This is a genomic window from Vibrio crassostreae, assembly GCF_024347415.1.
Taxonomy (GTDB): Bacteria; Pseudomonadota; Gammaproteobacteria; order Enterobacterales; family Vibrionaceae; genus Vibrio; species Vibrio crassostreae.
In genome coordinates this window covers 480,569-501,652 of sequence record NZ_AP025477.1, presented here as the reverse complement: position 1 = coordinate 501,652, position 21,084 = coordinate 480,569, and the positions used below count along the sequence as shown (strand labels likewise).

Sequence of the window (21,084 nt, the reverse complement as noted above, 5' to 3'; positions counted from 1 at the left end):
TTGGGGCTAACTTGATGTGTCCTTTGCTGCCGCTTTAATTTTAGCACGCAACCATTTGTGGCTCGGTTCGTTAGTACGACTTGGGTGCCAGATCATACACATATCGAGGTCTTCCAGTTCGAATGGTAACGGCAGTGTTTTTACAGCATACTTTTTAGCAAAACAACGCACCGATGAAATCGGTAACACGCCGATGTAATCAGAGCCTTCAATCACAGGTAGCATCTCTACAACACCCGCCGCACGATAAACTATTCTGCGTTTCTCTAGGTCACTATAGTGTTCAGAGCTCAATAAGCTTTTACGTGCATGCCAACGAGAAACAACCACATGTTCAAGTGACAAGAACTGTTCCATATCGATAGTATCGCCAACGATAGGATGATCTTGGCGACACACCACCACCAGCTCCTCTGTAGAAATCACCTCATGCTTAAGCATGGTTCTTCCTTTTGGCGTCATATCGACGATCACATCGTGTCTTTGAAGCCTTAAATCAGACTCGTAGTCTTCCGTAAACAGAGGGTGAACTTCGAGTGCGATACCGGGTGCAACCTGGCTGATTAGCTGCATCACTCTTGGCATCATTTCATAGCTCGCCGCCGAGACGCAGGCAATAGAAAACACGCGGCCTGAAGTTTTAGGATCGAAGTCTCTTGATGCGGATAAAGTAGACGTAAAGTTTTTAAGTGCAGCGGCCATTGCAGGATAGATATCAATAGCGAATGTGGTTGGCTCTACGCCTGAAGTGGTACGGTGAAACAGTGGTTCGTCATAGATATCTCTTAACCTTGCAAGCGCCTTGCTCACCGCCGGTTGGCTTATATCCATGCGATTAGCAGCTCTAGATAAGTTCTGCTCTTCATAGATAGCAACAAATATAGGAATTAAATTGAGTTCGGTACTTTTCATACAGTTCCATATTAAAGAAGCAGGTTCCCTATAGTAGAGAACCTGCCGATTATGTTCGATGCGAATAACTAAAGTTTGCTACTTAGTTCTATCTTTTAAGTCTGGCAAGGCTTTAGGGATTTTCAAGCGGGCGAAAATTGAACGAGAATGGCTTGAGTTTGATTGGTCACTAGGAAGGTTGCGTAACCCTCTCCACAAACGAGCAAATACGTTTTTATCTTCACGCCCTTGTTGAAGTGCTTCGCTGTCTTCCACCCAACGTTTTTGTCCATTCAAATTACCAAGTTGCGCTTTACCCAGTTCTAACTCAGTCGTTTCAGTTCGTAACTCACGGTAGATAAAGGTTCTCAATGCAGACCAATTACCTTGCTTAAGCAAACGACGGAATATCAACCAGCTCGGTGTTGGTCGGTTCTTGTAATAACGCTTCAAAGAAACAAACAACGCAATACACAACACCAGAGCCAAACCAACGCTAATAAAGACAGACATGTAAGCTTTGATAAAGGATTGGAGTGTGTGTTTTGCTTCAAACACTTCGCCTTTTATCACCACGCTTTCAAGACGTTGGTTCTTGCTGTCCCACCACTGGAATGAGAAATCCGGTAAGGTAAATTCACCACCTTGTTGAATTACATAAACCGTTTCTTCCACTCGGCTAGAACGGTAATCACCACGTTCTTGTGTATCGTCTAAACGCTTAGGTTGTGGGTAAGCTTGATATTGCTGAGTCGATTCATTGGACAACACATCTGGCAGTAACACAGACAAGCTGTCTTTGGCTTTGATCGTCACGGTACGAGTAACCGCATCGCCAACTTTCAAGTTTTCATTCGAACGTTGCCATTGCTGTTCAACATCTACATCTGTAGCAGAAAACCAAGGCGACTCATCACTTAATAAACCTGAAGGTAATGAAGCTTCAAACTTAATGGGTTGCGTATAAAGCGTGCCACCAACGTTTGAACCATCAGGAGCGGACACTTGAATACGAACCGGCACAGTAGGAATCACGAATTCGCCCGAAGTCATCGGATAAAGCGTCACTTCCCAGCGTTGGCGTGACCATGTTGTCCCACCTACTCGCTCTGTGTAATTCGTCGCCAGTTGGTTACGCTGCTTAGCAATGACATTCGGGATTTCGATGCTGCCAATTCGAGTGCCCCCGGTTAGCCAGCGTGGTGTCGCCACCTCAATGGTCAGAATCACTTGTTCATTAACGCTTACTTTTGCAGGCGTAATCTTGTCGCCAGACTTCGGTTTGTCACCAACCCAAGCTACCAATTCGACATCACCACTCCTCTGCAAGTCATAGATATCAGCCGCAGAGGCAATTGCAGAAAAAGCAGCGCTAAACAGCAGAACCATCGAAACAAGCAAGGTCTTGCTTAGTTTAAAGGGCTCTGAGCGCCCTACTTTCACTTGAAGCGCTTCAAGAGCTAAATCATATCGACTCATTGTGTTTGCTCCTGTTTTGGCGACTGTTCCTGTTGTGATGTCTGTTCTAGCGAAGGCGCAGGATCTCTTAACTGAATTTGAAATTTAGACTTCAAGAAGAACTTAGGATCGGCTTCAACGCGCTTCAACCACTTGTCGGCAAGCTCTTGGCTACCCAGAATCTCATTGGCGTTAAGTGTTTCCTTAAGCATTAATTCCGCCACAGTTTCCTCTTCTGCACCATCACCCGTGCGCGGTTGGTCATCCTCCAGCTCTAAAGATTCTTCAGGGCCGTCGGTGGTCCCTGATTGGCTTTCACTGGTGCGATTAACCTCTTCAACAATGCCACTCAGCACCGCTAAATTGTTTTCTATGTCGGCTTTCAGTTCTGGTGACAAGTCGGGCTTTTCACTCAGTGATTTCAGTAGATCGCGCGCAGCAAGGTATTCACGTTGTCGAGCTAAAGCACTTGCTGCGTTATACAAACCATAATCGGTTTTGGTTTGTAAAAAGGCACTGTGAGCTAACTTAAAATCACGAGCATAGTAATAAGCTGCGCCCTTTCTCATTGGATCCTTAAAATGCTTGGCCGCTTCAAGATATTCCTTCTGATTCAATAAACGTTGCCCTTGTTGATCAGGCGTTAGCCATAAATCCCACCACCATTGGGCTGTTTTATCCCAAACCGTCAGGGACTCTTCAACTACGGGTTTATCGGCGGTTAAGCTAACCGTTTTAGCCAAAGTATGCGGAGAATACACACTGCCTGTAATCAAAACGCCAACCACACACCATTGAACTAACCATCCTTTTCTAAACCACAACAACATAATGATCGCCATTGGGATGAGCAGGCCATATCCCATGTCTTTCCAAGGCATTGAAGATTCACCGTTAAGTTGCATGTTTCTTTCAACCGCTTTATTCAGTTGTCGGATATCAGAATTATCAACGGTCACTTCGATCAGTCGTCCACCCGTCTTGCTCGCTAGGCTACGCAATGAATCAAGGTCGACTGGATTGTCGCTCACCACATTGCTATTTCCTGCCGCCAGAATGAGCAACTGATACGGGTTGTCGTTAAAGAAGCTTTCGAACGCCCTGATGGTACTTGGGTTAACGCCATCTGATACCAACAACACTGACGAACCTAGCTCACCAGACAATTGTTGATTGATGAGTGGCAATGCCTCTTCCGCTGACTTACCGGATACGGGCATGATGTCAGGGGTGATAGCCGCCAGAAACGGTTCAAATACCTTGCTGTCTTGGGTCACTGGCATCGCGACATGCGCACTGCCTGCATACACCACCAAACCTGTGTTGCCGCCCTTGCGCGCTGCGAGTAAGTCTCTAATTTTCTGTTTAGAGCGTTCCAAGCGACTTGGCGGTAAGTCTTTAGCCAACATAGAGTCACTGTTATCAAGCACCACTAACATTGAGGCTTTGTCTTCACCAAAAGGCGAAGCTTCACGCTGCCAAGTTGGGCCCGAACAGATAATGATGGCGATGGTTACAATAACCATCAGTAACTTCAGTGGTAATTGCTTGCGCCAACCGGTTTCGCCGATGGTCAATGCATCACGTATATGCGCAGGCAGAATGTCTTTCCACGTTGGTTTGGTCTCTTCTCTCCAGCGAACCCATAACAGGAAGAACATCGGAATAAAAGCCAACAACCACAATGGTCGGATAAAGTGAAACTGGGTAAAGAACTGTTGCAACATGAGAGAATCAGGCATCGTTCTCTCCTTTCAAATTTTTCATTGAAGAAGCCAAAAGCGAGCGTCGGCGGATTGTAGCTAAGCTAAACGCAGTCAAATACATCACAACAACAATGGCCATCAAGTAATGGTGTAATCCCTGTTTAGGACGATAAGTCGTACTCTCATACAACTGAGGCTCTAACTCACCAATTTGAGCGTAAGCTTTAGTCAGTTCATCGCGGTTAAGTGCTTCAAAGGCTTCACCACCAGACTCTTGAGCCACACGATTGATAGTCTCCATATCCAAAGCCACTTCGCCTACAGTTTGCGGATCACCCATGGCGATGACGTGAATACGAACGCCTTTTGCCTTAGCCACTTTGGCCGCATCGATAGGTTCAACAAAGCTGCCAGTGTCATTACCATCAGTTAGCACAATCACTACTTTCTCTTTTTCGTTGACATCAATGCTTGAATCTTGAACTGCAGCACTCTGCTTCTCACTCTGTTCAAACACCTTAATGGCTAGGCCAATGGCATCACCTAAATGCGTGCTTTGCCCTGCCATTGCCACGTCGGTTTGGTTGAGTAGTTCAAGCCACACATCTTGGTCGGCCGTGAATGGCGTTTGTACAAATGCTGCGTCACCAAACAGAATCAAACCTAATCGGTCGCCCTTTCGAGTTTTAGCAAAGTCAGCTAACACCTCTTTAGTTGCGTCTAAACGCGAGATTTTATCGCCTTGTTTAGAGGTAAAATCTTGTTCAGCCATTGAGCCAGACAAATCGACGACCACCATGACATCGCGGCCTAATTGTTCACGAACTTGTGGCTCACCTAAGATGGTTGGCTTAGCTAACGCGCAAACCACTAATACCCAAGTAATAATCAACGTGGTGCGCTGCCACCAGCTTGGCGTTAGCTGGCTTGCGCCCTCGGATGGTGCCTCGCCAATCGCTTCTACCAACTCACTGAAAAATGGCACCTTAATGGCCATTTGTTTAGTGCGATAAGCAGGCACGGCTAAATAGACTAACAAAGGCAACGGTAACGTGAGAAACCACAATGGATGCGCGAACTCAAAGCTGGCAGATAAACTATCAAACATTATCTTGCCCCTCTGGTTTCGCTTGTACTTCTGGTTTTGTTTGTAAATCGGGTTTATGAAGCTTTAGCCACATCATCGCGGTTTGAATTACCTCTAAACGCTGTTCAAAGGTCAAACGTACCTTCGGGTCGATTAAGCTTTGCATCCACAGCCCCGACACTTCATCGGTAAAGAAAGCATTACTCTTTGTACTCGTGCCAGCGCTAACAGGAAGATAAGCGTTCAAGCGGTTTACATAGGCTTGACCAAACAACTTGGCATTACCGCTGTCTAGATAACGAAGCACCACTTTGAGTATCTTGAAGGTTCGCTCGGTTGAGTTTTTGTCTCGAGCATCCAATACCATCAGCTCTTTAAGTGCTTCTTTACGATAACGATTATTCCACCACCTTAACGCCAAGCGATAAGCCAGATAGAACGCGACCAATAACAAGGCAACGCCAAGGATCTTCCAACCGATCGTTTGAGGAAACCAGCTCACGCTGTCGGGAATCGTTACATCGCGCAGTTCGCGAAGGATATAAGTACTAGGAGGCGTATGTTCAACGGCCATTTAGCGCCCTCCTACTAGCTTTTGAAGCTGTGAAATATGAGCACCCGACGTATCTAATTCGATATAAGGAAGGTTTTTCATCGCCATTAATTTAGCAAGAGATTGTTTTTGAAGTGCCGCTTTTTGAGCAAGGCTCTCGCTCGCAAGGTTAACCTTAGATTGGCTATCAAGATTGAGCTGAAAACGACCATCGCCCACCACCCAGTTCGCGCTAGCAAGATCATGAGGCAGTGATTGTTCTAACGGATCGGTCACCATAATGGCAAGGATGTCATTGTGTTGCTGTAGCTGCTTGAGTCGATCAAGATGTTGTTCTTGGCAGTCACGCCAATCGCTAATAAAGATTAAGGTCGACTGTTTCAGCCTCATTCGCTTGATCAGTTCAATCCATTGACTGAACCCGACACCCTCGCTGTCACTCACACTCACACCTAAGCTTTGATTTGCCTTGGTAAGGTGCTTAAGTTGAGCAAGTAAATCAGACTGTGAGCGCTGTGCTTTGGTATGAAAGAGTTTTTGATGTGAGGCTAAAACGAAGCCAACACGGTCGCCATCTTTCAGTACTCGCCATCCACATAATGCTGCAACTTCGGCAGCGACAACGGATTTCATGGTGTTCTGAGATGCAAAAAACATCGAGCTGCGCTGATCGACGCAGATCATCACATTTCGGTCTTTCTCTTCGGTATAACTGCGAACATGAGGCTTACCCGTGCGCATGGTGACCTTCCAATCGAGATTGCGAATATCGTCACCCAGTTGGTAATGACGCAACTCTTCGAAGTTCAACCCACGACCACGAAATAGAGAATTATGTCGACCCGACAATACACTGCCAGCCTTTAGATGAGGCAACAGAGAAAACGACTCAGCTTGAGCCTGTATTCGCACTAACCTTGAATAATCACAGTATAAGCGTGGGTCAAGGCCTTGCGATTTGGGAGCTTGTGTAGGCTTCGCCATGACGCCCCCTAATTATCCGATCTCAACATTATCAAGCAGCTCTTCAACCACTCTTTGATGGTCAACACCATCGGCCAATGCGTCGTAAGAGAGTGAGAATCTATGACCTAATACCGTAGGCAGCATCGCACGTACATCATCTAACGTGACATGGTCACGCCCTTGTAACCATGCATATGCGCGAGCACATTTGTCTAATGCGATTGAAGCACGTGGGCTTGAACCAATTTCAATCCACTTTGATAGATTCGATTCTGGGTAACGCTCTGGCTTACGTGTCGCCATCACCAAGGCAACAATGTAGTTTTCGACTAAATCAGAAACCGCTATTTCAGGTAGTTGACGACGCGCTTCAAGTACCAATTCAGGTTCAATGTGTTGCGGTGTGACTAGCTCTGAGCTCGTTTCGCTGCCTAGCTCTTCGCTACGCACCAATCGAATAATGTCGCGTTCCGCATCGTCTTCTGGATAATCGACCGTCACTTTCATGATGAAACGGTCCATCTGCGCCTCAGGTAGCGGATACGTACCTTCTTGTTCAACTGGGTTTTGAGTCGCCAAGACCATGAACAAGTCAGGAAGGATGTGAGTTTGACCACCTACAGTTATTGTACCTTCCGCCATCGCTTCAAGCAGTGCTGCTTGTACCTTTGCAGGCGCACGGTTCACTTCATCGGCTAGAACAATGCTGTTGAAAATAGGACCCGGTTGGAAATGCAGTTGCGGCTTGCCATCCAGTTCTTGATACACCTCGGTGCCCGTCACATCTGATGGCAATAAGTCAGGCGTGAACTGAATGCGGCCAAAGCTTGTGTTCAATAAATTCGCCAAAGACTTGACCGAACGTGTTTTCGCTGTGCCGGGAAGCCCTTCTAGAAGCACATGGCCATTGGTCAATAATCCGATTACCAGAGCCCGAACGACGTGACTCTGACCGATAACACTTTTCTCTGTCTGTTCAATCAGTTGGTTTATTGCTTGTTGCGCATGGTTCATAGTCTACCTATACAATTTTCAGGAGCCTGAGCATTAAAGTTTAAGTATAAAGTCGAAGGTAATAACTAAAGGTTATATTGGCTATATTCACTTGAGTTAGAAGACTTTAGTAGCGTCGATATACCGACTAAGATTGGCAATGCATGTTCGAAGAACATTTTTATCCCCGGACACAAATAGTTTAGACCAGACTCACCATTTGGTGCTGTAAGTAGCCGATTTTTTGGACATTCTCCCCAGCAGTACTTCAAATATTCACAATTTAGACAGTATTGAGGGAGAGACGACTTTTTAGCCATACCAAAACTGTACTGACGAGTCGAAATAGCGATCTCATTTAGCGGGCGCTCATTGATATTGGCTAGTCGATATTCGGGATACACATAATGGTCACAACTAAACACATCGCCATTATGTTCAATCGCTAAACCTTTTCCGCAGAATTCAGCCGTCACACACAACTGCGCAGGCATTCCCATGACTTGCGCCACTGCGGTTTCAAACAAGTTAACTAATACTCGGCCAAAATCGTTGTTTACCCATTCATTGAACACTGCGACAAGGAATTTCCCCCACTCTGATGCATCAACCGACCAATCGGTAACGACCGACATTAAGTGCCCTGGTTTAGCGAGTTCTGAACCAACTTCGGGTTGCATGTTCTCTTTCCAAAAGTGCGGAGCAATTTTCTCAAAAGAACGAGGCTCAACACACGGAGAAAACTGTATATAGGTTACGCCAAGTTCTTGAGTTAGAAACCGATATACTTCTAATGGATATTGCGAGTTAAAACGGTTCACTGTGACTAGTGCGTTAAAAGGCACCTTATATTCTTTCATCAAATTAACTGCTTGTATGACACGTTTAAATGTCGGTTTTCCACTTCGTGTCTTGCGGTATTTATCATGAATAAATTCGGGGCCATCAATCGAAAGACCCACTAGAAAGCTATGTTCGACCAAAAACTCACACCAATCTTTATTCAACAATAGTCCATTGGTTTGTAAATCGTTCTCGATCCTCATTCCCGTTTTCGCGTACTTTCTTTGGAGTTCAACGATCTTTTTAAAATAACCCAAGCCCAATAACGTTGGTTCTCCGCCTTGCCATGAAAACACCACTTCTTCGCCATCGTGGCTTTCGATATAACTCTTTATAAATGCCTCAAGTGTCGCATCATCCATCTGTGGCTGTTTACTCTGGTTGAGCAATTCATCCTTATGCAAATAGAAACAGTATTGGCAATCTATATTGCACTTTGCACCACCCGGTTTGGCCATAACATGAAAGCGTCTATCGACATGATTATCACCGTCTGTTGGAAATGCGGTTTTTAATGGCGTCAGATCCATTTGAGTCGTGTGGATGTGGGTTTGTTTTTTCATAGAGAACTATCTCGAAAACAGATAAAGAACCAGCGCCCTAATAATCTTATTTGAACGAATTAAGGCGCTGTTAATAAGTGAATTATTTAGGGACGAACGAACCTGGAGCCATTCGCGGCGGGTAATCTTCAAATGTGTCCATAACCTGCTTCACTTTTTCTACCGCAGGCATGACCAAGAAACTACGTTCGTACATCCAGCGGTCATAGCCCATTCCCGTGTCACCACGTTCAAATGGGTCAATGCTCAGGTCGTAAAATTGAGGAACACGAAGCTTAGTGAACGGTTTTTTCCAAATATCTAATCCAGTTTCATTTTCTTGAATTGCGAAGTGATATTTGTACTTGCCGTAACGAAGTGCGAGTAAATCACCGTCGTCGCTCCAATAGACAAATTCGTTGCGTGCAGACTCATCTGTTTTTCCAGTTAGATAAGGGAGTTGGTTATACCCATCAAGGTGAACGTTGTAGGTCATATCTCCGACTTTCTTACCTTCAAGCAACTCTTCTTTCACATTGCTGTTGCCCGCAGCAGCAACTAACGTTGGTAGGAAATCTTCTAGAGAAACGATGCCGTTAAATGTACTGCCTTTTTGGATCTGTTCTGGCCACTTTATCAATGCAGGAACACGGAATCCGCCTTCCCAACCCGTATTTTTCTCACTTCGGAATGGAGTCATACCAGCGTCTGGCCATAGGTTAATCATCGGCCCGTTATCGGTGGTGTAAACAACAATCGTATTGTCGTCGACTCCAAGCTCTTTGATTTTATCTAACAGATGACCAATTTGGTCATCGTGCTGCTTCACTCCATCAGCATAAAAGCCCGCACCAGTTTTACCTTTGTACTCTTCAGGAACGTGAGTAAAGTTGTGCATACGAGTGGTATTAAACCAAGTGAAGAACGGTTTATCAGCTTTAACTTGCTTCTCGATAAACTGCTCTGCTGCTTCTAAAAATTCATCGTCTATGGTTTCCATGCGCTTACGAGTCAAAGGCCCAGTATCTTCTACCTTACCGTCTGCATAAGAATGAATTACGCCACGAGGCCCAAACTTCTTCTTGAATTCGGGGTCTTGAGGATAATCATCATTCTCCGGCTCTTCCTCTGCATTCAAGTGATAGAGGTTACCAAAGAACTCTTCAAAACCATGTTTCGTTGGCAAATGAGCATCTCGGTCGCCTAAGTGGTTTTTGCCAAACTGGCCTGTTGCATAACCTAGGTCTCGCAATAATGTCGCAATAGTAGGATCTTTCTCTGAAATCCCTTCTTTGGCTCCCGGTAACCCAACTTTAGTAAGGCCTGTTCGTTTCGGCATTTGGCCAGTAATGAAGGCAGAACGCCCAGCCGTAGAGCTTTGTTGTGCATAGAAATTGGTAAATTTAGCTCCGTCTTTTGCGATGCTATCGATATTCGGAGTGCTGTAAGCCAACATTCCACCGTTGTATGTACTTAAATTCCAATAACCTACATCATCACCAAATATGACGAGGATATTGGGCTGTTCTGCAGAATAGGCTGTGACTGAAGCTGCACCAAGTGCGAGCGTACAGGCGTTTAGAATAAGTTTCTTGCGAGTTTTTTTATCGTTTTTTTGCATTATAGGCTCCATAAAAACGTAGGGCTAAAGTTCGGTTTGGGTCAGAATACCAAGACTCAATTACGATAAACCTTGCTAAAAAACGGATAAATAGAGTTAAAATACATTGAAGTATAAATTTAATTTATGAGTTGAAGAATGGATCTAAATCTAATTCAGACATTTCTAGTCGTCGCGGAATACCACTCTTACACCAAAGCAGCCAATTATTTAGGTCTGACGCAACCCGCTGTCAGCGCCTCGATAAAACGGTTAGAACAAGTGGTAGGAAAACAGCTATTCATCAAAAAAGGACGCGGAATTCAGCCAACTTCAACGGCGTACCAGTTAATACCTCAATTTCGCCAAGCCGTAAGCATTGTCGATAACGCAATCAGTGAACGTACCTCCTTTCAGGTCGGCTGTTCAGAGACTTTGCTTCATAGCTTGAGTCCCATAAGCAACGTAACATTTCATGAATCACCACCAGAAAAATATGTGCTTTTTGAGCAAATTCGCCAACAAAAAATGGACCTGATTATTGATACCATCATTACTAAAGATTCATCATTTGTTATCGAAGATGCATACGACGAACCTGCTATGATCATTTGTCGCCAAGACCATCCTCGAATCCAAGGTTCGTTGAATAAAGATGAGTTTTACAAAGAGAGTCACTGTATCTTTTCAGGTAAATGGAATAACACCACAGGTTTCGAGCAACTGGCAAAAGAACCATTACAAGAACGGCATGTAGAGCTCGTTACCTCTTCTCTTGCTGGAATGGCAATGTATGTAGCGCAAAGGGATTGTTTAGGGGTGGTGGCTCGCTCGTTTGCGATGAAGTGGAGTAAGACACTCAAGTTACAAGTTCTTGAGTGCCCTGTTGCTGTTGATCGTATCCCGTATAAGTTTGTTTATCATAAGCGAGATGAGAAAAATCCAGCCCACCAGCAATTACGAGAGCAAATCAAGAATCAACTTGAATTTGCTCACGCTACGCCTATCAATTTATAGAGGCTTTTAATTGCGCTATTGCCTCCGGTGGCGCTACTTTACTCAATGAAGAAACACATTGTTCAAACGCTTTAGGTACACCGGGTTGTTGGTAATTTCGCGCTAAGATTTCACACTGTGCATACAGGTGTTGTGGGTTGCGGCTGAATTGGTAAGCCTTGTGCAATGACTTACTTGCCGCAAGTACATCCGACTTCTCTAAAGCCAAACCGTACACATACCAATACTGCGGGTCGGTTTGTGCGGTTTCTGCCGCTTGTTTTAGATAGTTGGTTGCCTGTTTGTAGTCTTTCACTCGCAGCATTGATAACCCTGCGCTGTATGGCAACACACTCGATTTCGGTTGCGCTTGAATGCCTTGTTTCAATGTTGATAACGCTTTTGGCTCGTCGCCCAGTGCACGATACAAATCAGCCAAGTTGGCATAGCTGTTTTCGAAGTAAGGCTCAATTTCGATAGCACCTTGATAAAACTCAATCGCTTTGTCGTGCTGGCCTAAATCTCGGTAAACGTTACCTAAGTTCGTGCGGCCAAACCCTCTGTCTGCATTGAATTGTTGTATCTCTATGTACTCTTCTAATGCAGGCTTGATTTGGTCTTTCTGTAGAGGATTCATTTCTCCCCAGTAACGTACTAGCGCGCTTGCGGTTTCGGAACGAATCGACAATACAGGGTCCTTCAATAGTGGTTCTAGGATCTGCCAGCGATCAGTGAATGGGAAGCCAGACGAGCCTTGCACCACACCCAGGCGGATCATTTCATCATCGTGTTTCACTGCTCTTGCCAATGAGATGAGCGTATTCTTGCCCGTGTTGCCACCCAAACGTTCTAAGCTCGAAGCACGAATGATATTGCTTAAGCTTGAATCCTGAGCTGAATACGCCAATGCATCTTCTGCGCCTCTGTGCCCTATTGAATCCGCATAAAAGGCAACGGCAAAGTGTTGTTGGTTACGATACTTAGAATCTGGGAACCACTTGCCAATTTGCTGATCGGCCCATTGATCAGTTTGGTCTTCATGACAGCTGGTACACACGTTCGGTGTTTTAATGTGTTGGCTAATATCCGGACGTGGGATATGCCAGCTATGGTCACGCCTAGGGTCAACTTCCATGTACGTCGTTTCTGGCATGTGACAAGTGGTACATTGTGACGCTTCGGTATTGGCTTCATGGAATGTGTGCTTTTCAGGTGTGTATTCAGAGGCAATGTGACATTGGCTACACACGGCTTCTTCGGCAATTTTCAGTTCAGCAGTATGAGGGTCATGACAGTTAGTACAAGTGACTCCTTTCTCTGCCATCACTGATTGTAAGAAAGACCCGTAGACGTAATCTTCATCGTAGATTTGACCATCGTTGTGGTAAAGCTCAGGGGTAATCAAGCTCAGACGATACTTATCAAAAAATGAACCGTTTACGTGATCACCCGTTTCATTCAACTGAGTGCGTCGGCTGTGGCACTGAGCACAGGTTTGAACTTGATTGGTATGAATGATGTCTTTTGGTTGGAGGGTTGAATTACCCTCTTGATAGATCCACTCTTTCACAGACTTCGACAAATCACGGTCAAAGCCGTAATGCGCCGAGACTGAATCCTCCTTTCCACCGTTAGCTCTAGCTAGCTTGGCTTGTTCAACGTGTGCGCTCGCAGGGCCATGACAGGCTTCACAACCGACATTAATTTCAGACCAAGTGGTGTTGTAGGTATTACTTGCGCTGTCGTAGTTCTTTTCTAGGTTTGTTGAGTGGCAGTCTGCACACATGAAGTTCCAGTTCTGACCACTGTTAGTCCAGTAGAACTCATCGGTATTGGTGGTATCTGGATAGAGATGAAACCAGCGTTGGCCGCCTTCGTCCTCAGTGCGAGAATCCCAAGCGAAAGGAATCAACTGTACGCGACCGTCTTCAAACTCAACCATGTATTGTTGTAGAGGTTCAAAGGCAAAGGTATAGCTGATTTTGTAATCTTTGAATTGGCCGTCTGGCCCTTCGATGTTGACCCAAAACTCATCACCCTTGCGAAAAAAACGGTTGGGCTTTCCTTTATGAGTCACGGTTTGATCGTCGAAGTTACCCAACACAGATTCATCGTCGGCGTGCTTCATCGCCATATCATGATGAGAGCCTTGCCACGCTTCCACTTCTGCGCTGTGACAATCAACACAAGCTTCAGAGCCGACATATTTAGCTTGAGAGCTAGCATGTGGAGCTTTTGATCCTGCGATTATAGTGTCTGAGCCAACTGACGACACTTGTTCATTGGCATGCGCATTGACACTGAACATCAACAACATAAGTAAAGACAACATTGCGGATAATACTGCAACTCGCTGGTGTTTCAATCCGTTCACTAGTGAGCACAACCATGCAGACATAACATTCCTTGTTTTTATACATCCTTATGCTTAATAAGGTAGACGTAAAAACAATGAAATTACAATTATTTAGTGGCAGTGAGCTTGATTGTTGTGACTCATATTCACGACTGGTATTTACTCATCGATATGCGCATAAAAAAAAGAGCTCGTAAGAGCTCTTTCGTGTTAGCAGTTTCAATAAACCAAAGCTTACTTGTTATGGTTCTCTTGGAGTTTTTCCATAACCTGATCCAAGCTAAAGCTTGCTGCTTTTTGGCGTGGCGGGTATTCAGCAAATGTTTCTAAGAATTTGCCTACATACGCTTGAGCAGGAACAAACATATAAGCATGGTCTAACAACCAGTCGTAGTATGTGTTCGATGTAATATCTGCGTTTTCGTATGGGTCCATACGCAGGTTAAACAGCTTAGGAAGACGTAACGTCACGAACGGTTCTGACCAAATCTGCATGGTACCCGTTGCACGCTGCTCCATGAACACCGCTTTCCATTGGTTGTAACGAAGCGCTGCTAAATCACCATCATCGGTAAAGTAGAAGACCTCATGACGACGCCCTTTCTCCTCTTCACCGGTTAAGTAAGGAAGGAAGTTATAACCATCTAGGTGAACCTTAAACGTTTTGTCACCCGCAGTATGACCTTTCAGCAGTTTCTCTTTGATTTGATCATCACCAGCGGCTGCAACGAAGGTTGGCATCCAGTCCATGTGGTGCATAATTTCGTTTGAAACGCTGCCCGGTTCAATCTTACCAGGCCAACGAACCATTGCTGGTACACGGTATGCGCCTTCCCAGTTGGTGTTTTTTTCACCACGGAACGGCGTTGTACCCGCATCAGGCCAAGAGTTCATGTGTGGACCATTATCCGTTGAGTAGAAAACAATCGTGTTGTCTTTGATACCCAACTCGTCAACTTGTTTTAGTAACTGTCCAACGTGGCGATCGTGTTCAACCATACCATCAGCGTAGTTACCAACGCCTGTCACACCTTTACTGTCCGCTTTCACGTGCGTTCTGAAGTGCATACGTGTTGCGTTCCACCAAACAAAGAATGGCTTGTCGGCTTTCACTGCGCGATCCATGAAATCAAGTGCGGCATCGAGCGTTTCTTCATCAACCGTTTCCATACGCTTACGTGTTAATGGACCCGTATCTTCAATCTTGCCGTCAGCAAATGATTTGATAACACCACGTGGACCAAACTTCTTACGGAACTCTGGGTCGGTTGGGTAATCTTCATTTTCTGGTTCTTCTTCAGCATTTAGGTGATAAAGGTTGCCAAAAAATTCGTCAAACCCGTGCGCTGTTGGAAGGAATTCATCTTTATCGCCAAGGTGGTTTTTACCAAATTGACCTGTCATGTAACCCATAGGTTTAAGCAGTTCAGCAATGGTTGCATCTTCTGCTTGAAGGCCAATATCTGCACCTGGCAAGCCTACTTTACTTAAGCCTGTTCTCAGTACACTTTGACCTGTAATGAACGTAGAGCGACCTGCGGTACAAGATTGCTCTGCGTAGTAATCGGTAAACATCATGCCTTCTTTGGCGATGCTATCAATGTTCGGAGTTTGATACCCCATTAAGCCAAAGGTGTACGCACTGACATTAGATTGACCAATGTCGTCACCCCAAATGACGAGAATATTCGGTTTTTCTGCCGCGAATGTGGTGGTGGAAGCCGCCATCATCGCAGTACCCAAAATCGCTAATCGACGTTTGACGCCATATTTCGCTGTCATAGAAACCTCTTCGTTAATTATTTGCATCCTGCCCTACAACATATAGTCCATTTTTTGAACGATCGCGAGATTCGCTAAACTATTAATCTATTTGTCATTTTTCTGAACGGCGACACGTACAACTGCACGATAGAAATTACGTATATAAACATGATAAGGATCACACATGACGTTAGAGGGTAAATCGAGCAAAACAAACCAAAACCCTAAAAATCAAAAGGTTATAATAACCCCATAACAATTAGTTATAACCACTATAAAAAGACACGACCGATTTTAGAGATTAATGTTTGCCCAACGATGTGTTGCTCTAACGCATTAATCTTTAAAGTGAATCGGAGTCCTTATGGGTACTAAAATTAATAAACTAGCATTAGGTGTTGGCTTATTAGCAGCTTCTTCAGCGGCAACAGCAGCAGAAAAACCAAACATTCTTGCTATCTGGGGTGATGACATTGGTGTATTCAACATCAGTGCATACAACAACGGTATGATGGGTTATGAAACACCTAACATCGACCGTATTGCTAACGAAGGCGCACTATTTACCGACCACTACGGTCAGCAATCGTGTACTGCTGGTCGTGCTGCATTCCTTACGGGTCAAGAACCTTTCCGTACAGGTCTATTAACTATCGGTATGCCAGGCTCTGATCACGGTATCCCAGATTGGGCTCCAACTATCGCTGACCTTCTTAAAGAACAGGGCTACATGACTGCTCAGTTCGGTAAGAACCACATGGGTGACCAAGATAAACACCTTCCAACGAACCACGGTTTTGACCAGTTCTTCGGTAACCTATACCACCTGAATGCAGAAGAAGAGCCAGAGACATACTACTACCCTAAAGACCCTGAGTTCCGTAAGAACTTCGGCCCTCGAGGTGTAATCAAGTCTACTGCTGACGGTAAGATTGAAGATACAGGCCCTATGACGCGTAAGCGTATGGAGCACGCGGATGAGGAGTTCCTAGAAGAATCTCTAGCGTTCATGGAAAAAGCAGTGAAAGCTGACAAACCATTCTTCATCTGGCACAACACTACACGTATGCACGTTTGGACTCGTCTACAAGAGAAATACCAAGGCGCATCAGGTATCAGCATCTACGCTGACGGTATGTTAGAGCACGATGACCAAGTCGGTATCCTTCTAGACAAGCTTGATGAGCTTAAAATCGCAGACAACACGATCGTAATCTACTCTACCGATAACGGTGCAGAGACAGTATCTTGGCCTGATGGTGGTGCAACTTACTTCCACGGTGAGAAAGGTACAACTTACGAAGGTGGTATGCGTGTTCCTCAGCTAGTTCGCTGGCCTGGTACAATCAAGCCGGGAACTAAGATCAACGACATCATGAGTCACCAAGACTGGATTCCGACTCTACTAGCAGCAGCTGGTGATGATAAAGTGGTTGAGAAGCTTGCTTCTGATAAAGGTGCTACTTACAACGGTAAAAACTGGCGTGTACACCTAGATGGTTACAACTTCCTACCTTTCTTCGAAGGTAAAGAAGAGAAAGGTCCTCGTGACAGCATGCTTTACTTCTCTGCTAACGCTGAGCTAAACGCAGTACGTTGGAATGACTTCAAGATTTCATTCGCTGTTATGGATGGTAACATCGTTGATGCCGTGCGCTTCCAACCAAACTGGCCTCAAGTCGTTCACCTACGTGCGGACCCATTCGAAAAAGCACCACACGAATCTGGTATGTACCTACGTTGGATGGCAGACAACATGTGGCTATTCGTACCTGTAGGCGGCAAAGTACAAGAGTTCATGAACACGCTACCTGACTACCCTATGCAGCAAAGCCAAGTGTTGAACCCTGGTAACTTCAACCAGAATGCTTACATGCTTCAAGGTAAACTTAAGCAACTAGAAGCGGCAGCAGCGCAAGCTAAATAAGCCACTCTAGACTAAACATGTAATACCGAAGCCGTGGTGACTGAATGCAGTGACCGCGGCTTTTTAGTATCCAATACAAATAACATAAGACGCGAACCGCCAACTAGTATAATTCACACCCAACCTACCCTCTCATTTTTCAAAAAATAAAAACTCACACTAGTCAATGTGAACCTTAATATATGACCGTTGCGTTAAGATTTCGCAAATTTTTTCAAATCCTTATGACATGACTTGAATTGGAGTTCTTACCATGCGATTGTAATTCAACTGCCCATAAACAACTGTATGATTATGAAAACATTAAAATCCATCGCGCTGCTTTCCACAATTATCGCAGCACCACACGCGTTCGCTGACGTAACAATTGAAGTTCCTTCTAGCGCAGATGCTTTAGTCGAAGTCTTAGCGGTTAACGAAGCTAAGCCTGCTCTTGAGGGTGGCTTTTTCTCTTCAAGCAAAACGATCACCGTGCCAGACGGCGTAAACCAAATCGTTTTCAAATATCAACTTGCTTTCAGCCAAGGTAACGACCGCGAGTTTGTCGATAGCGATACGATTATTGCTACTTTTGATGCGACAGACACAGCATTGACGTTCGATATGCCTAAGTTCCGTAACACGAACGAAGCGAAAAAAGGCCTTCAAAACTTAGATTGGAAACTGGTTGATGAAAACCAAAATGCAATCAGTGTTAAGCAAGACAAACTTATCAAAGATGGCATGCAGATTGGTCGTAAGTACCCGCAAGAAGCGAAAGAATACAACCAGAAAGGTGGCATCGCTGCACTTACAGTAGGTGCTAGTGCGGGCGCAGCAGCAGCTGTCGTACAGCCAGTAACGCTTCCAGCAAAGATTGACGGAAATGCAGCAAATACAGCTGAAGAGATGTTGTATTTCTGGTACGAAAAAGCAGATGCTGAAACAAAGCAGAAATTCAAAGACTACGTGAACAAGTAACTCAACTGTCTTAATTTAAAAATGAAAGAAGCTGGCACACTGCCAGCTTCTTTTTTGTCTTCATCTAGGTACTTTAGGCTCGTATAGATTAAGCAGACTCAGTGGATACCACTTTGCCATCCACTCTGGTTGGCCATCCCAACGCTTTATATTCTTCAGCCAGTAAGTATGCACAACGGCTAGAAATTCTTGTTTTAATCCAGTCACCAAGTCCCAATACTTTATATTCCAGTACAGCCATTTTCATAACAATTCTATTCCGCTCTAATTCAATTTATAAATCTAGAGTGAACGTTATAGATATTCTCTTGTGGTGTATGTTCCTAAAAGAACACTGTGCATAATGTTTTCGTGTGATATTGATTAATCACTCAAAATCTAATCATCCAAAGGTTAGCTGTGCTTTTAGAGGTTCACGCTTTAATCTCAGCGACAGGATCGCGCATCATCAAATTCATTGGTGAAATACGCTCATACAAACCCTCAGCATCAGTGATGAACACCTTCCCTCTCTCTATCTTCACTAAGCCCTGTTGCTCTATACCTTTAAGCACCTCATTCAACCTGGGTCTCGAGATCCCTGTAATAGTACTCAATTGAGTTTGTGAGATATTTATACTCACGGTCGCACCTGCTATATTGGTTTGGCGTGCAGCAAGCTCCAACAAGACGTAAATGGTTTTCTGTTCTTTTTCATGAATCGAGGATAAGTAAGCTTGCATCCAAATAGATTGTGCTTTGGTCCCACTATGCAACAACCATTTGAATACCATGCACTGCTCTTCGGCAAGCGCTAACACCTTCTTGGCAGGAAACAGTACCATGGTAATAGGCTCGACCTCCTCTGCCACAGCAAAGAGGTTGTAGTCAGCATGAATAGACAAAGCACCTAGCCAATCTCCTCTTCCAATCACACCACCGGATATGCTTTTCATATTCTCAGTAGAAAAACAGATTCCTGCAGAACCACTCAGAATATAGAAAACGCCAGGCATATTTTGGAATTTCTTGGTAATTTCCAGGCTATGAACACTCGTTTTGAAAACAGCAATCTCGATTAAGCTATCGATCAATTCTTGCGGCAATTCACATGGCCACTCAATTTGTTCACTGATTGTTGGGTCTAACAACGGTGTATTCCTCCTCCGACAATCGCTATGTTCACGTTATACAGCGTTAGTGCTGCATTTTTCACTCCTTCTAAAGGTAGTTCATTACCGCTAAGACGAGATGTTTTTCGGAAAATAAAATCATACTTCTTAGTCAGTTAGGTTACTTCTTACCTAAGAATTGCGTAGAAGCAATATAAAAACGACCAACATATGTCGGTCGTTATAAGACTCTAAGCTACAGAGTTTTTATTGCCGAAGTCTAAACTAGAGACTATTCAGAATCGGCTTTAGAAAGGTAGTCTTGAACACGCTCACGATATAGCTGCTTCAATGACTCTTCGATAAAGCTCGCGTCAATCGCATTCAAAGTAAACTGTGCCAGTTCTTTCTTCGTCATCTCATGAGCTTGGCTCACTGCGTTGAAGTTATCCGACATGTAGCCACCAAAATACGCTGGGTCATCAGAGTTTATGGTTACAGCGACACCCTTCCTCAACAGTTCGACAATGTTGTGCTCTTCCATTACATCAAACACTCGTAATTTGATGTTAGACAATGGACACACGGTCAGCGGCATTTTGGTCTCAATCAATTCGACGATTAAAGCGTCATCTGTCATGCACTGCACACCATGATCCACTCGACTCACGCTAAGCATTTCAATCGTATCCACAATGTTTTGAGCAGGACCTTCTTCCCCTGCATGTGCCACCGTTAAGAAACCCGCTTGTTTCGCTTGTTGGAATACATGTTTGAACTTCTCTGGTGGGTGTCCTAATTCAGAAGAATCCAACCCAACCCCGACGATCTTATCTTGATGTTTTAACACATCGGCGAACGTTTGAATGGCGCGCTCTTCAGATAGGTGACGCAAGAAACAGGCGATAATTTGAGAGGTAATACCCAGCTCTTTTTGCCCCTGTTCTAGTGCACGATAAATGCCGTTAATTACTGGTTCGAATGCAATACCACGATCAGTATGTGTCTGAGGATCAAAGAAGATTTCGGTGTGAATAACATTATCAGCCTTACAGCGCTCTAAGTACGCCCATGTTAGGTCATAGAAATCTTGTTCAGTGCGAAGCGCATCTGCACCTTGATAATAGATATCCAGAAACGACTGCAAGTCATCAAATTGGTATGCGCGCCTTAACTGCTCTGGGGATGAGTAAGGTAGCTCAATGCCGTTGCGTTGAGCGAGTTGAAAAAGCAACTCAGGTTCGAGTGAGCCTTCAATGTGTAAATGCAACTCTACTTTTGGAAGCCCTTGAATAAATGCGTTCATATTTCACCTACTATGGATTTTAGGTGCGCACTTACTCTAAATAAT

At 44.6% G+C, this 21,084-nt stretch carries 17 protein-coding genes; 3 read left to right on the top strand and 14 right to left on the bottom strand.

Annotation, left to right across the window (positions count from 1 at the left end; genetic code table 11):
• Positions 1–6: 6 nt before the first annotated feature.
• The 9 genes from OC193_RS18020 to OC193_RS17980 all read right to left on the bottom strand — a co-directional run bounded on the left by OC193_RS18020 (position 7) and on the right by OC193_RS17980 (position 10,660).
• A complete protein-coding gene (locus OC193_RS18020) occupies positions 7–912 on the bottom strand; it encodes a LysR family transcriptional regulator (protein WP_048660283.1) in 906 nt (301 codons plus the stop codon).
• Positions 913–990: 78 nt separating this feature from the next.
• The gene (locus tag OC193_RS18015; protein ID WP_048663468.1) at positions 991–2,370 is read right to left on the bottom strand and encodes a BatD family protein; all 1,380 of its coding nucleotides are present in this window, start codon (positions 2,368–2,370) and stop codon (positions 991–993) included.
• Entirely contained in the window at positions 2,367–4,091 is a 1,725-nt protein-coding gene (locus OC193_RS18010) for a VWA domain-containing protein (RefSeq protein ID WP_048666332.1), read from the bottom strand. Before OC193_RS18010 ends, OC193_RS18015 begins: the two co-directional genes overlap by 4 nt.
• The gene (locus OC193_RS18005; protein ID WP_048660286.1) at positions 4,084–5,163 is read right to left on the bottom strand and encodes a vWA domain-containing protein; all 1,080 of its coding nucleotides are present in this window, start codon (positions 5,161–5,163) and stop codon (positions 4,084–4,086) included. The genes OC193_RS18010 and OC193_RS18005 overlap by 8 nt, the downstream gene beginning before the upstream one ends.
• Positions 5,156–5,716, bottom strand: coding sequence for a DUF4381 domain-containing protein (locus OC193_RS18000; RefSeq protein WP_048660287.1), 561 nt, complete (start codon positions 5,714–5,716; stop codon positions 5,156–5,158). Before OC193_RS18000 ends, OC193_RS18005 begins: the two co-directional genes overlap by 8 nt.
• Complete coding sequence (locus OC193_RS17995; protein WP_048660288.1) at positions 5,717–6,679, bottom strand: DUF58 domain-containing protein; 963 nt, start codon at positions 6,677–6,679, stop codon at positions 5,717–5,719.
• Between the two features lie 12 nt (positions 6,680–6,691).
• Positions 6,692–7,675, bottom strand: a complete 984-nt coding sequence (locus tag OC193_RS17990) for an AAA family ATPase (RefSeq protein WP_048663466.1) — start codon at positions 7,673–7,675, stop codon at positions 6,692–6,694.
• Positions 7,676–7,740: 65 nt separating this feature from the next.
• On the bottom strand, positions 7,741–9,060 hold the full coding sequence (locus tag OC193_RS17985) for an anaerobic sulfatase maturase (RefSeq protein ID WP_048660289.1): 1,320 nt from the start codon (positions 9,058–9,060) through the stop codon (positions 7,741–7,743).
• An 82-nt stretch (positions 9,061–9,142) separates the two neighbouring features.
• Positions 9,143–10,660, bottom strand: a complete 1,518-nt coding sequence (locus OC193_RS17980) for an arylsulfatase (protein ID WP_048663465.1) — start codon at positions 10,658–10,660, stop codon at positions 9,143–9,145.
• 138 nt (positions 10,661–10,798) lie between these two features.
• Here OC193_RS17980 and OC193_RS17975 point away from each other — a divergent pair, with 138 nt between their 5' ends.
• Positions 10,799–11,656, top strand: coding sequence for a LysR family transcriptional regulator (locus OC193_RS17975; RefSeq protein WP_048663464.1), 858 nt, complete (start codon positions 10,799–10,801; stop codon positions 11,654–11,656).
• On the opposite strand, the gene OC193_RS17970 is transcribed toward OC193_RS17975, so the two are convergent.
• Both OC193_RS17970 and OC193_RS17965 read right to left on the bottom strand, forming a co-directional pair.
• Complete coding sequence (locus OC193_RS17970) at positions 11,646–14,033, bottom strand: tetratricopeptide repeat protein (RefSeq protein WP_048663463.1); 2,388 nt, start codon at positions 14,031–14,033, stop codon at positions 11,646–11,648. The two genes, OC193_RS17975 and OC193_RS17970, sit on opposite strands and share 11 nt — an antisense overlap.
• A 192-nt stretch (positions 14,034–14,225) precedes the next feature.
• Positions 14,226–15,773, bottom strand: a complete 1,548-nt coding sequence (locus OC193_RS17965; RefSeq protein WP_048660294.1) for an arylsulfatase — start codon at positions 15,771–15,773, stop codon at positions 14,226–14,228.
• A 346-nt stretch (positions 15,774–16,119) separates the two neighbouring features.
• Here OC193_RS17965 and OC193_RS17960 point away from each other — a divergent pair, with 346 nt between their 5' ends.
• Together OC193_RS17960 and OC193_RS17955 are read left to right on the top strand one after the other, a co-directional pair.
• Positions 16,120–17,682: an arylsulfatase gene (locus OC193_RS17960; protein ID WP_048663462.1), complete on the top strand. Its 1,563-nt coding sequence runs from the start codon at positions 16,120–16,122 to the stop codon at positions 17,680–17,682.
• A gap of 294 nt (positions 17,683–17,976) precedes the next feature.
• A complete protein-coding gene (locus tag OC193_RS17955; protein WP_048660297.1) occupies positions 17,977–18,642 on the top strand; it encodes a DUF2057 family protein in 666 nt (221 codons plus the stop codon).
• A gap of 88 nt (positions 18,643–18,730) precedes the next feature.
• Here OC193_RS17955 and OC193_RS17950 read toward each other — a convergent pair whose 3' ends face one another.
• The 3 genes from OC193_RS17950 to OC193_RS17940 form a co-directional block, all read right to left on the bottom strand.
• Positions 18,731–18,889 carry a hypothetical protein gene (locus tag OC193_RS17950; protein ID WP_165901729.1) on the bottom strand — a complete coding sequence of 53 codons (159 nt, stop codon included), beginning with the start codon at positions 18,887–18,889 and terminating at the stop codon, positions 18,731–18,733.
• Positions 18,890–19,055: 166 nt separating this feature from the next.
• The gene (locus tag OC193_RS17945) at positions 19,056–19,772 is read right to left on the bottom strand and encodes a Crp/Fnr family transcriptional regulator (RefSeq protein ID WP_048663461.1); all 717 of its coding nucleotides are present in this window, start codon (positions 19,770–19,772) and stop codon (positions 19,056–19,058) included.
• Between the two features lie 253 nt (positions 19,773–20,025).
• Entirely contained in the window at positions 20,026–21,039 is a 1,014-nt protein-coding gene (locus tag OC193_RS17940) for an adenosine deaminase (protein ID WP_048663460.1), read from the bottom strand.
• Positions 21,040–21,084 lie beyond the last annotated feature (45 nt).

Coding starts and splice junctions, on each gene's coding strand:
- OC193_RS17950 (WP_165901729.1), bottom strand. CDS start 18,889: ATGAAAATGGCTGTACTGGAATATAAAGTATTGGGACTTGGTGACTGG.
- OC193_RS17985 (WP_048660289.1), bottom strand. CDS start 9,060: ATGAAAAAACAAACCCACATCCACACGACTCAAATGGATCTGACGCCA.
- OC193_RS18015 (WP_048663468.1), bottom strand. CDS start 2,370: ATGAGTCGATATGATTTAGCTCTTGAAGCGCTTCAAGTGAAAGTAGGG.
- OC193_RS18005 (WP_048660286.1), bottom strand. CDS start 5,163: ATGTTTGATAGTTTATCTGCCAGCTTTGAGTTCGCGCATCCATTGTGG.
- OC193_RS18000 (WP_048660287.1), bottom strand. CDS start 5,716: ATGGCCGTTGAACATACGCCTCCTAGTACTTATATCCTTCGCGAACTG.
- OC193_RS18010 (WP_048666332.1), bottom strand. CDS start 4,091: ATGCCTGATTCTCTCATGTTGCAACAGTTCTTTACCCAGTTTCACTTT.
- OC193_RS17965 (WP_048660294.1), bottom strand. CDS start 15,773: ATGACAGCGAAATATGGCGTCAAACGTCGATTAGCGATTTTGGGTACT.
- OC193_RS17970 (WP_048663463.1), bottom strand. CDS start 14,033: ATGTCTGCATGGTTGTGCTCACTAGTGAACGGATTGAAACACCAGCGA.
- OC193_RS17960 (WP_048663462.1), top strand. CDS start 16,120: ATGGGTACTAAAATTAATAAACTAGCATTAGGTGTTGGCTTATTAGCA.
- OC193_RS18020 (WP_048660283.1), bottom strand. CDS start 912: ATGAAAAGTACCGAACTCAATTTAATTCCTATATTTGTTGCTATCTAT.
- OC193_RS17995 (WP_048660288.1), bottom strand. CDS start 6,679: ATGGCGAAGCCTACACAAGCTCCCAAATCGCAAGGCCTTGACCCACGC.
- OC193_RS17955 (WP_048660297.1), top strand. CDS start 17,977: ATGAAAACATTAAAATCCATCGCGCTGCTTTCCACAATTATCGCAGCA.
- OC193_RS17940 (WP_048663460.1), bottom strand. CDS start 21,039: ATGAACGCATTTATTCAAGGGCTTCCAAAAGTAGAGTTGCATTTACAC.
- OC193_RS17975 (WP_048663464.1), top strand. CDS start 10,799: ATGGATCTAAATCTAATTCAGACATTTCTAGTCGTCGCGGAATACCAC.
- OC193_RS17980 (WP_048663465.1), bottom strand. CDS start 10,660: ATGCAAAAAAACGATAAAAAAACTCGCAAGAAACTTATTCTAAACGCC.
- OC193_RS17990 (WP_048663466.1), bottom strand. CDS start 7,675: ATGAACCATGCGCAACAAGCAATAAACCAACTGATTGAACAGACAGAG.